The organism is Hydrogenobaculum sp. Y04AAS1 (genome assembly GCF_000020785.1).
Taxonomy (GTDB): domain Bacteria; phylum Aquificota; class Aquificia; order Aquificales; family Aquificaceae; genus Hydrogenobaculum.
This window is the reverse complement of the sequence record NC_011126.1, coordinates 443,443-455,408: the sequence shown is the minus strand read 5'-3', so window position 1 is coordinate 455,408 and position 11,966 is coordinate 443,443. Positions and strand designations below refer to the sequence as shown.

General features: G+C 34.3%; 14 protein-coding genes. 2 read left to right on the top strand and 12 right to left on the bottom strand.

What is annotated here, in order from left to right; all coding sequences use genetic code 11:
• Positions 1 to 22: 22 nt before the first annotated feature.
• From bioD to fabG, 9 genes are read right to left on the bottom strand one after another with little or no spacing between them, the layout of a single operon-like run.
• The gene (bioD, locus tag HY04AAS1_RS02615) at positions 23 to 688 is read right to left on the bottom strand and encodes a dethiobiotin synthase (protein WP_012513560.1); all 666 of its coding nucleotides are present in this window, start codon (positions 686 to 688) and stop codon (positions 23 to 25) included.
• Positions 685 to 2,598 (bottom strand): threonine--tRNA ligase, encoded by a 1,914-nt coding sequence (thrS, locus tag HY04AAS1_RS02610; protein ID WP_012513559.1) that lies wholly within the window; start codon positions 2,596 to 2,598, stop codon positions 685 to 687. The genes bioD and thrS overlap by 4 nt, the downstream gene beginning before the upstream one ends.
• A 12-nt stretch (positions 2,599 to 2,610) precedes the next feature.
• Positions 2,611 to 3,717 carry a redox-regulated ATPase YchF gene (gene ychF / locus HY04AAS1_RS02605; RefSeq protein WP_012513558.1) on the bottom strand — a complete coding sequence of 369 codons (1,107 nt, stop codon included), beginning with the start codon at positions 3,715 to 3,717 and terminating at the stop codon, positions 2,611 to 2,613.
• Positions 3,718 to 3,990, bottom strand: coding sequence for a hypothetical protein (locus tag HY04AAS1_RS02600; RefSeq protein ID WP_012513557.1), 273 nt, complete (start codon positions 3,988 to 3,990; stop codon positions 3,718 to 3,720).
• A 53-nt stretch (positions 3,991 to 4,043) separates the two neighbouring features.
• Positions 4,044 to 4,814: an N-glycosylase/DNA lyase gene (locus HY04AAS1_RS02595; protein WP_012513556.1), complete on the bottom strand. Its 771-nt coding sequence runs from the start codon at positions 4,812 to 4,814 to the stop codon at positions 4,044 to 4,046.
• Positions 4,795 to 5,493, bottom strand: a complete 699-nt coding sequence (gene rnc, locus HY04AAS1_RS02590) for a ribonuclease III (RefSeq protein WP_012513555.1) — start codon at positions 5,491 to 5,493, stop codon at positions 4,795 to 4,797. Before rnc ends, HY04AAS1_RS02595 begins: the two co-directional genes overlap by 20 nt.
• Positions 5,494 to 5,505: 12 nt before the next feature.
• Positions 5,506 to 6,747, bottom strand: coding sequence for a beta-ketoacyl-ACP synthase II (fabF, locus tag HY04AAS1_RS02585; RefSeq protein WP_012513554.1), 1,242 nt, complete (start codon positions 6,745 to 6,747; stop codon positions 5,506 to 5,508).
• Entirely contained in the window at positions 6,744 to 6,977 is a 234-nt protein-coding gene (acpP, locus tag HY04AAS1_RS02580) for an acyl carrier protein (RefSeq protein WP_012513553.1), read from the bottom strand. Before acpP ends, fabF begins: the two co-directional genes overlap by 4 nt.
• Before the next feature lie 30 nt (positions 6,978 to 7,007).
• Positions 7,008 to 7,745 carry a 3-oxoacyl-[acyl-carrier-protein] reductase gene (gene fabG / locus HY04AAS1_RS02575; protein ID WP_012513552.1) on the bottom strand — a complete coding sequence of 246 codons (738 nt, stop codon included), beginning with the start codon at positions 7,743 to 7,745 and terminating at the stop codon, positions 7,008 to 7,010.
• A gap of 70 nt (positions 7,746 to 7,815) precedes the next feature.
• Here fabG and thyX point away from each other — a divergent pair, with 70 nt between their 5' ends.
• Together thyX and HY04AAS1_RS02565 are read left to right on the top strand one after the other, a co-directional pair.
• A complete protein-coding gene (thyX, locus tag HY04AAS1_RS02570) occupies positions 7,816 to 8,685 on the top strand; it encodes an FAD-dependent thymidylate synthase (RefSeq protein ID WP_012513551.1) in 870 nt (289 codons plus the stop codon).
• A gap of 65 nt (positions 8,686 to 8,750) precedes the next feature.
• Positions 8,751 to 9,377 carry a prepilin-type N-terminal cleavage/methylation domain-containing protein gene (locus HY04AAS1_RS02565; protein WP_012513550.1) on the top strand — a complete coding sequence of 209 codons (627 nt, stop codon included), beginning with the start codon at positions 8,751 to 8,753 and terminating at the stop codon, positions 9,375 to 9,377.
• Between the two features lie 53 nt (positions 9,378 to 9,430).
• Here the strand turns inward: HY04AAS1_RS02565 and queA are convergent, their stop codons facing one another.
• The 3 genes from queA to HY04AAS1_RS02550 are packed head-to-tail and all read right to left on the bottom strand — an operon-like array spanning position 9,431 to position 11,947.
• Positions 9,431 to 10,462, bottom strand: coding sequence for a tRNA preQ1(34) S-adenosylmethionine ribosyltransferase-isomerase QueA (gene queA / locus HY04AAS1_RS02560; RefSeq protein ID WP_012513549.1), 1,032 nt, complete (start codon positions 10,460 to 10,462; stop codon positions 9,431 to 9,433).
• Positions 10,443 to 11,516 (bottom strand): bifunctional diaminohydroxyphosphoribosylaminopyrimidine deaminase/5-amino-6-(5-phosphoribosylamino)uracil reductase RibD, encoded by a 1,074-nt coding sequence (gene ribD / locus HY04AAS1_RS02555; RefSeq protein WP_012513548.1) that lies wholly within the window; start codon positions 11,514 to 11,516, stop codon positions 10,443 to 10,445. Before ribD ends, queA begins: the two co-directional genes overlap by 20 nt.
• Positions 11,513 to 11,947: a hypothetical protein gene (locus HY04AAS1_RS02550; RefSeq protein ID WP_012513547.1), complete on the bottom strand. Its 435-nt coding sequence runs from the start codon at positions 11,945 to 11,947 to the stop codon at positions 11,513 to 11,515. The genes ribD and HY04AAS1_RS02550 overlap by 4 nt, the downstream gene beginning before the upstream one ends.
• Between the last annotated feature and the right edge of the window lie 19 nt (positions 11,948 to 11,966).

Genomic DNA, 11,966 nt, shown 5'->3' with positions numbered 1-11,966 from the left:
TAAATATAAATTTAAAATAAAATTAAAAATTAGCAATACTTTTCCAGATATTTTCTGCAAGGTTAATTCTCTGATTTTCGTCTGGATTTTTATCTAGCCTCCATATATTAATATGCTCTTCTATCATATCTTGAAGTATATAGGCATTTGAATATTGTGAGGGTTCTTCATAATCAAAACCATTTAAAACAAACCCAAGAGGTTTTATATCTTTGCTTTTAAGATAAAAATAAGTTAAAAAGCTATGATTAAGCGTCCCAAGATAAGCTCTTGCTACAACAAGAGGCAACGCATGTAAAGATTTAATTAAATATGCATAATCTATAAGCGGTTTTACCTTTATAGGCACAGCAATACCACCTGCTCCTTCCACTATAAGCACGCTAGCTTTTTGTTCTCTTTCTTTTATTGTTTTAATGATTCTATCGACATCTATATCTACTTCTTCATCTAAAGAGCAAGCGTAAGGAGACATTGGTTTTTTGAAAATATATATTACACTTTCTTGCCATGGTTTACCTAAAATACTACTTACTTTGTAAGCATCTTCTGGTTTTTCATCAACACCAGTTTCTATAGGCTTTATATAATCAACGTTTATGCCTTTATTTTTCAAGTATTCCACCAAAATGGTGCTAATATACGTCTTACCAACACCTGTATCTGTGGCGCTTACAAACAATATCATCTTTTGTTTTGAATAGCCGTTTTGAGTTTTTCTATAAAATCATAAATACCCATAACACCTTGGAATTCTTCGTTTTTACTTCTAACAGAAAAGGTTTTTTCTTGCACCTCTTTATCCCCAACCACTAAAAGTATCGGTATCTTTTGAAGCTCGTTGTCTCTTATTTTTGCATTCATTCTTTCTGGTCTATCGTCTATATATGTTCTTATGTTTTGGACTTTTAAAAGCTCAAAAACTTCTTTAGCATAGTCTAAATGTCTATCGGCTATAGGTATTATAGCAGCTTGTATAGGAGAAAGCCAGATTGGTAAATGACCTGCATAATGCTCTATCAAAACACCTGTAAATCTTTCTATAGAACCAAGCAAGGCTCTATGTATTATGTATGGTCTATGTTTTTTGTTGTCTTCTCCTACATATGTAAGGTCAAAACGCTCCGGAAGATTAAAATCAAACTGTATGGTAGAGCACTGCCAGAATCTACCTATAGCATCTTTTATTTTTATATCTATTTTAGGACCGTAAAAAGCACCACCACCTTCATCTATTTCGTATGTTTTGTCGAGGGCTTCCAAAGATTCTTTTAAAGCACTTTCGGATATTTTCCAGTTTTCTTCTGTACCTATGGCATCTTTTGGTTTTGTGGATATGAATATCTGATAATCATAAAAGCCAAAATCTTTCAACACATCAAAAGCTAGTTCAAGCGTTTCTTTTATCACGCTTTTAACATCTTCTTCTTTACAAAATATATGCGCATCATCTTGGGTAAAACCTCTTACCCTCATCAGCCCATGTAAAACCCCTGACATCTCATATCTATAGACAGTGCCGAGCTCTGCTATTTTGATAGGAAGCTCTTTATGGCTTCTTATTTTTGATTTGTATATAGCCATATGAAACGGACAATTCATAGGTTTTACATAATAAGACTCTTCTTCAATCTTCATCCCTGGAAACATATTTTCTTTGTAATAGCTAAGATGTCCGCTTGTTTCCCAAAGCGTTGACTTTCCTACGTGAGGTGTATATACAAACTGATAATTTAAAGCTCTGTGCTTTTCTTTAAGATAGTCCTCTACCACCTGTCGTAGTATGGCACCTTTTGGAAGCCAAATTATAAGCCCTGGACCCACTTGTTCATCTATGGTAAAAAGCTCAAGTTCTTTCCCAAGTCTTCTATGGTCTCTTTTTTTGGCTTCTTCATAAAGTTTTAGTCTTTCTTCTAGTTCTTTTTCCGTCCAAAAGGCTATCCCATATATTCTTTGTAGCATTGGTTTTGATGCATCTGCTCTCCAATAAGCACCAGCTATAGAACTAAGCTTAAAAGCCCCAGCCAATGCTGTGTTTGGAATGTGTGGCCCTCTGCATAAATCCACAAATTCTCCTTGTTCGTATACGCTTATTTTAGCATCACTTGGTAAGGAATTTATGATATCTAGTTTATAAACTTCTTTTTTATTTTCAAAAAACTTCAAAGCCTCTTCTCTGGGAAGTTCTTTTCTTTTAATATCTAAACCTCTTTTTATTATTTCTTTCATTTTGTTTTCTATGATCTTTAAATCTTCTTCGCCTATATGGTGGCCTTCTACTTCTACGTCGTAGAAAAAACCATCCTCAGTGGTTGGTCCTATTCCAAGATGTACTTTTTCATCTCCATATATTTCTTTTAGGGCTTGTGCCATAATATGTGCTAAAGAATGCCTTAATATGTCGAGGCTTTCTTTGTCTTGTTTTGTTATGGGTTTTAACGTTCCACCGTGGTATATTGGTGTTTGCAAATCGTAGATGATACCGTCTATAGATATTCCTATAATATCTTTTGAATCTAAGTTTAAAGCTTTTAAAAGCTCAATACCAACTATTCCTGCTTGCAGATCATATTCTTGATTGTTAAATACTATTTTCATACTAGAACCTCTTTATACGTTGAATCTAAAGTATATTATATCACCATCTTTTACAATGTAGTCTTTTCCCTCCAACCTTATAAGCCCTTGCTCTTTTGCCTTTGTCATGGACTTAACTTTTATATAGTCATCGTAGTTTATTACTTCTGCAGCTATAAAGCCTCTTTCTATATCAGAATGTATTTTGCCAGCAGCCTTTTGAGCTTTGGTATCTTTTGCAATAGCCCAAGCCCTAGATTCTTTTGGACCAGCGGTAAAAAACGTTATAAGCCCCAAAAGTTTATACCCGCTTTTAATAATAGAAGATAAGCCGGTTTCTTTTAAACCATAAAGGTTTAACATTTCTTGAACTTCTTCTTTTGACATATCAATCATTTCTGACTCTAGCTTTGCACACACTGGAATTACTGGAGCATTTTCTTTTTCTGCATATTCCAATAGATTTCTGTAATGTTTGTTGGAAGTAGGTCCTTGAATTTCTTCTTCAGATAAATTTGCTACAAACATTGTAGGTTTAATGCTAAGAAGAAATAGCTTATTTTTTGCATATTCTTTCTCTTCTTCTGTGAGATTAGCCCTTCTTAAGGGAATCATTGGGTTTAAAATCTCTTCAAACTTTTTTAAGTATTCTAACTCTTGTTTTGCTTCTTGATTTCCGCCTTTTGCAATTTTTTCTATTTTTTGAATAGTTTTTTGTACGGATTCTAAGTCTTTTGCTATAAGCTCTAAATCTATAATTTCTATATCCCTTATGGGATTCACTGAGCCTTCAACGTGTGTAATGTTCTCATCTTCAAAACATCTTACCACTTGTACTATGGCATCTACATTTCTTATGTGTGATAAAAATTGATTTCCAAGGCCCTCGCCCTTACTTGCACCCCTTACCAAACCAGCTATATCCACAAACTCTATAAATGTTGGCACTACTTTGGCAGAGTTTTCTAACCTTGCTATTTCGTAAAGCCTTTCGTCTGGGACTTCCACCGTGCCTATGTTTGGCTCTATTGTACAAAATGGATAATTGGCAGCCTGAGCTTTGGCTGCCTTTATAAGAGCATTAAATAACGTAGACTTTCCTACGTTCGGTAAACCAACTATACCGCAACTAAGGGGCATTTACTCTTGCTTTTCTCCTTGGTTTTGCTCCTTCTTCTCCCCTTCTTCTAAAGCTTTTTTGGCTCCTTCTATAGCACCGTTGGCAGCCGCTGAAGCCACTTTTATTATGCTTTGAGCCATATTCATAAGCTTGGTGGTTATTTCTTTGCCTTTTTCTAGTGGTATCTCTACTATGCTTTTGCTTTCTTTGTCCAAACCAAGCTCTTTTTTTATCCTTGCTATTTCCTCTTCTAAGTTCTCAATAGCTTTTTTTACATCTACCTTTTCTTCCATGTTCCACCTCCTTATTTATATTATAAAGCTTTTCATATAATTTAGCTATGTGTTTAAGCATGAAAAATGCTTTTCAACTCTTTTGATAGCATTTTACATCCAAGTTCTTCAAAATATTCGTCGAGTTCTTGGTGATCAAGTTTAGCTATTTGCCATATCAAAGAATCCAAATGTATCATGTTTATGTTGGGTACATTTTTCAAGATGCCTTCAAAAAAAGTTATTATTTTACCATCATCAACGTCTTCTAAGCCTATTTTTGTTGCAAAATGCTTTATCCTTGAATCCACAGGTATAGGTATACCGTCAAAGTCAAAATCTTTGCAACCTTTCATAATAAGCCCTACACCCAAGCACTTCATTGCAAAAGCTATGGTTTTTTTCTCTTTTTTAGACTTCATCGTAAAAGCCAACTCTTCCCATATATCTTTGAAATATCTTCTAAAATAATGGGTATTTTCTTGTTTCCACATTGTTTTTGCAAGGTTTGAATCAAAAAAGTTGTTCACTCTTTTAAGCTTTCCTTTGTAAGATCTTTCTTTTTCGTAAAAGCTTAAAAAAGTATTTCTAAGAGCTTCATAATCTTTCTTGTTTTCATTTAGCAACAAGATATTTTTTAATATTGGAAAATACTTTTCTTGAGCTTTTCCCTTTAGCTGGTAAGCGTTTAAACCGCTAACAACCATTATGATTGCAAAAGCCCCAAAATGATAAAAAGGCGTAAGATTTTTAAAGTAAGAATATTCTGGTTCTTTTGATATTATTTTATCCCAAGCTTTTGGTGGTATTTTTTTTAAAATTTCTTCAAGTTTTTTTCTTTTCATTATCTTGAATTATCTGAAGCATATTTTTTGCTGCCTCTTGTTCCGCGTACTTTTTACTGTTGCCTTTTCCTGTGGTTCTTAGATCTTTAAATAGACATTCAACTGTAAAGGTTTTCCTATGCTCTGGACCTTCTACGCTTATGACGTTGTATATAGGTCTTTCTTTCCACTTTTTTTGAGTTATCTCCTGTAAAGCTGTTTTGTAGTCCTGCTTTAAGCTATTTGAGTTTACCATCTCAAGTATTTGGCTTTTAAAATGATGCTCAAACAAACTTTTTGTAAGCTTACAATCGTATCCACTGTCTATGTATATAGCAGCCCAAAAAGCTTCAAACACATCGCAGAGAATAGAAGGGTTTTTGTTAGAACCCTTTAGCTCTTCACCCTTACTTATAAGTATATATTTTTCAAAGTTTAGAGATTTGGCGAGACTAGCTAAAAACTCTTCGCTTATTAAAAAAGATTTCAATTGAGAGAGCTCACCTTCCTTTTTATTTGGAAAAGCCTCCACCAATATATTTACGGTCATAAAATTAACGAGAGCATCCCCTAAAAATTCTAATACTTCGTAGTTTTCTGAGCTTTTGGAAAAAGATATATGTGTAAAAGCTTTCTTTACTAAATTTTTATCCTTAAATCTATAACCTATTTTTTCTTCTAAAAGCTCAAAACTATCCATTTAATTGTGTTTTTAATCAACTTTGCTAAGTATTATACAGGCGTTTGTGCCTCCAAAACCAAAAGAATTTGACAAAATGTTTTTCACATCGTAGTTTATAGCTTTGTTTGGCACATAATCCAAATCGCATTCAGGATCCGGATTTTCGAGGTTTATAGTGGGTGGTATTATGCCAGTTTCAATAGTTTTAACAGATGCTACCGCCTCTACCGCTGATGCAGCTCCCAATAGATGCCCAATCATGGATTTATTGGAACTCATCTTTAGCTTATAAGCGTGATCTTTAAAAATCTTCTTTATCGCCAAGGTTTCTATCTTATCGTTTAGAGGTGTTGAAGTGCCGTGAGCGTTTATATAATCTATATCTTCTGGGTTTAAAGAGGCATCTTCTAAAGCCAATCTCATACACATAGCGGCGCCTTCTCCATCTGTGCATGGAGCCGTCACGTGGAAAGCATCGTCTGTCGCTGCGTACCCTTTTATCTCAGCATATATCTTTGCTCCTCTTTTCTTAGCGTGTTCGTACTCCTCTAATATCAATATCCCAGCTCCTTCTCCCATTACAAAGCCATCTCTTTGACTATCAAAAGGCCTTGAGGCTTTTTGAGGTTCATCGTTTCTAGTGGACAGGGCTTTTAGCGAAGCAAAACCAGCTATACCGAGTGGGGTTATGGCACTTTCTGTACCGCCAGCTATCATGATATCGGCATCACCTCTTTGTATAATCCTGAAAGCATCTCCTATAGAATGATTACCAGTGGCGCAAGCAGATACTACGCAATAGTTTGGTCCTCTAAATCCATATTTTATGGCTATGACCCCAGATGCCATATTTGCTATGCCGTAAGGTATGAAGAAGGGAGAAACCCTTCTTGCACCCTTTTCGTTTAAAGTCTCATTTTGTTCTTCTATATCTTTTAATCCACCTATACCTGTACCTACTATCACACCAACTCTATCTTTATCTATATTGGCATTTTCAAGACTGGCATCTTTCATAGCTTCCATTGCGGCTGCGTAAGCAAACTTTATAAAATCGGAAAGTTTTTGGGCATCTTTTTTATCAAAATAATCTTCTGGGTTGAAGTTTTTCACTTCGGCAGCTATTTTAACTGTCAAACCATATTTGTCTGGATCAAAAGAAGAGATGGTATCTATGCCGCTTTTCCCAGCCACAAGGTTTTGCCAAAAATCATTTACGTTGTTTCCTATAGGTGATACAACACCTATACCTGTTATAACCACTCTTCTCATTTTAACTTTTCATTTAGATAGTTTATAACATCACCGACAGTCTTTATCTTTTCAGCGTCTTCGTCTGGTATTTCTATGTTAAACTCTTCTTCAAAGCTCATAATAAGCTCTACAACGTCAAGGGAATCAGCACCCAAATCTTCTACAAATTTCGCGTCTGGAGTAAGTTTATCAACTTCTACTCCCAGCTGATCCGCTATTATTTCTTTGATTCTTTGCTCTCTGTCCATAAATGCCTCCTTTAGATAAAATATTTAATTTTACAACATACCACCGTTTACGTTGATTACTTCACCTGTTATGTAAGATGCTTTTTCAGAAGCTAAGAACAACACAGCATTTGCAACATCTTCTGGTGAGCCAAACCTTCCCAAAGGAATTTGCTTTTTATAAGCTTCTTTTATATCATCTGGCAAGCCTTGAGTCATAGGAGTATCTATAAAACCAGGAGCCACTGCATTTACCGTAACACCCCTAGAACCAATCTCTTTCGCTAAAGACTTTGTAAAACCTATGATAGCTGCTTTTGTGGCGGAATAGTTTGTCTGACCTGAGTTACCCATTATGCCCACCACTGATGATATGTTTATAACACGCCCCCAACGCTTTTTAATCATTTGCTTAACAATGGGTTGTGTTATATAAAATATAGATGTAAAGTTTACTTTTATCACATCTTCCCATTCTTCTTTTTTCATCCTTATAAAAAGATTGTCTTTAGTTATACCTGCATTGTTTACAAGTATATCCACTGTTGTTATTTTTTCTATTTCTTTTATAGTATCTTCTATAGAATTTATATCTAATAGATCTAACTCAAAAGCGTAAGTTCTGACGTTGTATCTTTCTTTTATCTCATTTGCCGCTAATTCTGCATCGCTTTTGATAGGGGCTGTTATTATAATGCCTGCTCCATTTTCTGCAAGCTTTTGAGCGATGGCTTTTCCAATACCTCTGTTAGAGCCTGTTATCAAAGCAGTTTTACCAGCCAATTCCATATCTTAATATTATATCAAAAATATAAAATTTTTTCATTAGTTGAAATATTACTAGTTTATAATAGATTTAATGAGGATTAAAGATATAGCATCGCCAGATGATTTTGCAAATATAGCTTGGTTGTGTGCTCTTGGTGCAAGGGTTTGTTATACAAAGAAAACTTTGGAAGAACTCCTTCAAGAGTCTAAAATAACACAGAAAAAAGAAACAAAAGAGTTTCTTTTAAGACTTTGTTCTTACAAGCACTTTTCTGTGTTTTCTCATGCTTTTACATATAAAAAGTTAGACAAAGAAAAGGCTATCTATCTGGCGGCAAAATATTTCAAAACCTACTGGAACGAAGCGACACCGGATATAATAGGTTTTAGTTTAAGGCACTATTTAGAAGATTTAACAGAAGAAGAAAGAGATAAAGCTATAGAAGAAATATTAACACTAAATAAAGACTCTACGATTTCCAATATAGTTGATAGAGATGTCAACGTAACTCTTGTTTATATATCAAGAGAATATTATGGATATGCGGTATTTTATCTTGAAAACATATCAAGGGTAATGACACACCAGCTAGTAAGACACACTTTTTTAAATTTCTCTCAGCGTTCTCAAAGATACGTTTTACAGTTTCCTAAGAAAAAAGAGTTACCTCGTCAAGATATGATGATAATCCCACCTACTATTAAAAATAACCAGCAAGCTTTGGATACTTTTCTAAAAGCCACAAAACAATCTGAAGATGTTTACATAGACCTTGTAAACATGGGAATACCAGCAGAGGATGCAAGATTTATCTTACCTCATGGTCAAAAGACAAATATAGTTGTATCTGGTCCTATACCTCATATCATGGATTTTATAAGTAAAAGGATAGAAAAAGGGGCTCAGTGGGAGATAAGAGATACAGCTATTAAGATGAAGAAGCTACTGGAGAGAAACTGATCATCATTGACAAATAAGATATTATTATAGTATAGTAAAATTAATCTTATTAGGAGGTGTGTTTTATGGAAAGCGTAAAAGGACCAGCATGGGGGTCCAAAAAAAGCAAGTCAAATAGGGGTTTCTCAATTATTGAGTTTCTTTTGGTTTTAACGGCCTTCGTAATTTTCTTAGGAGCCGCCTTTATAGGCTACAGGACGTTAAAAGCCAATGGCGAAGAAACTCAGATAGCCAACAGGTTTAAGCTTTTTGCCACAGGTCTCAATAACTATTCAAAAGATTTTTACAACTCTTATCCTTATGTATCATGTTCTACCGTAAGTAGTTGGATGAATGGCACAGCATCGTCCAACAACATTGCTTCATGCTCAGCTTTAGAGCAGTACATCGGCAGTTTTGTGACAGTAGGTCCAACCTCATCAAACATATGGACATACACTGGCTACACTGGGAATACTTTAGGCAGTGCACCTGCTACTAATAGCGTCGGTTCAAATGTATCAGCAACCCAAGGCTTTTACACATTTACAACTGCTCCTATAGACAATGCTTATGTTCAATCTATACTCAACCAAGCTAACGCTTACGGATTAAATTGTTCAACCTCATCTTACAACAGTGCCTCTAGTGCAATTAGCTGTACATCTCAACCTGTTTTGGTATCTGGTTCTAACACTGTAAATTATTTCTAATCAAAACTTATAGCCGGGAGGGTTTCCCGGCAGTTTACCATAAAATTAAGTTTCTAAAGTATAAGCATGCCATCTCCGTATGAGTAAAATCTATATTTGTGTTTTACAGCCTCTTTGTAGGATTTTAATATAAACTCTCTACCGTCTAAGTTTTCTTCATTACAAAAAGCGCTTACAAGTATAAGAAGTGATGATTTTGGAAGATGAAAGTTTGTAATAAACCCATCTAGGACTTTAAATTTAAATCCAGGTTTTATATAAAGATCTGTAAAACCAAAATATGGTTTATCGATAGCGGTTTCTAATGCCCTTGTAACTGTAGTGCCAACCGCTATTACCCTTTTACACATTTTTTTTGTTTTTTTAATATTTTTTATAAGGGATTCTGAGACTTCTATATACTCTTCATCTACTTTGTGCTCTTCTATGTTTTGCACAGTTACTGGTTTAAAAGTTCCGTATGATACGTGGAGTGTTACAAAATCTATATTTACTTTTTTCTTTAGTTTTTCCAAAAGCTCATTAGAAAAGTGAAGCGATGCCGTTGGGGCTGCCACAGAAAATTCTTTTTTTGCAAATACTGTTTGATAAAATTCTTTATCTATTGGCTCTTCATCTCTTCCTAAATATGGTGGTATTGGTATTTTGCCGTATTTGTTTATTGCCTCAATTTGATTTTGGTTTTTAGCTTTTAAAAGCACCAAAAACTTAGATTTTTCTATTTGAGACTCTACTATTGCTTCAAAATCATAAGATATTTCTATCACGAGCCCTGGTTTTATATTTTTACCCCCCACAAGAGCTTCCCATTTTTCATTTTCTAAGTGTCTTAAAAGAAGTATTTCTACATTTGAGTTTTCTATCCCCTTTTTCTTTCCTAAAAGTCTTGCCGGTAATACCTTGGTGTCGTTGAATATCAATAAATCCCCTTCTTCCAAAAACTCATCTATATGCCAAAACGTTGAGTGAGTTATATTGGAGCTTTTTCTATCTAAAACCATCAGCTTAGCGCTATGTCTTGGATTTACCGGGTATTTGGCAATGAGCTCTTCTGGTAAATCGTAATCAAACAGTGATATATCCATTGTAAATTTCCAACAAATCTGTGGTATCGTCGATAATTTGAAGACTTCCTTTGTATATCTTTGAAAAATCACTATAAAAATCAAGACCTATACCTTTTCCTATAAATTTATAACCTCTAAATATAAGCATCTTATCCCACATATTTTCTTCTAAAAATCTTGATATTGTATAAGCTCCTCCTTCTACAAAAATGTGCATTATATCTATCTCGTATAGAGCTTTTAATATAGATTTTATATCAAAACTTTCTAATTCTAAAAGCCTAACACCAAGGGATTTAAGGTATTCTTTCTTTTTATCATCGGTTTTTGTAGAAACTATAATAATGATGTTTTCATATCCTTTTTTAAATATGTTTGCATCGTAGGGAATGTCTAAGTTTGGGTCTATCACAACGCTGTAGGGCTGATATTCATTTCCTTCAAGCCTTACGGTAAGTTTTGGGTTATCTTTTAAGATGGTGTTTATGCCCACTAATATTGCGCTTGAGTACTTTCTATATATATGAGATATTTTCCTTGCTTTTTCTGAGCTAATCCATTTGCTATCTTTGTTTTCTTTAGCAAGTTTTCCGTCCAAAGACATAGCGCATTTTAGGGTTATAAAAGGTCTTTTTTGGGTTATATAAACAAAAAAATCCTCATTTAACTTATCACATTCTTCTTTTAATACACCTACTTCTACTTCAATACCAGCAGATTTTAGCCACTCTATGCCTTTTCCAGAGACTTTTGGATTTGGGTCCACTGAGCCTATAACAACTTTTTTTATACCGCTTGAGATTATAGCAGGACAGCATGGGGGTGTTTTACCATGAAATGAGCAAGGCTCTAAAGTTACATACATCGTAGCTCCTTTTACATCTTCTTGGGCATTTTTTAAAGCTACGATCTCAGCGTGATCAGTACCTGCTTTTTTATGGGCCCCTATTGATAAAATCTTGTCGTCTTTTACTATAAGTACTCCTACTGCAGGGTTTGGATGGGTTTGGCCCTTGTATTTGTATGCTTCTTCCAAAGCTAGTTTCATGTAATATTTATCTTTATTTATCATTTCAACAAGTCTTCAATTATCATATCCTTTATTCTATCCATAGCATCTTCCAAAGCTTGTCTTTTTGGTAAATCTCCTTCTCCACCGGTAGGTAAAGCGTAATAAGAGCTTTGAAAGTAAGTATATTTTTTGTTAGCTATATTAAGCTCTATGCTTAAGTTTAAAATATAGTTGTTTGCCCTTTGATATATAGAATATCCTATTGGCATATCAGATAAATTTGTGACTTTTAAGAACACAGTTTTATAGCTTTTAGAGTTACAATCTAAGGGTTTTTTTGCTTCTATAAAAGCCTCTTCCACAGACTTTATCACATACTCTTTTATATAAGGATCTTCTATAAAAGCTCCAGATTTTTCTTTTATACAAAAACTTTGAGCGTATGATAAAGCTACAAGAAAAAGATATAAAGGGATTATAAGTTTCTTCATACGAAATAATATGATATCA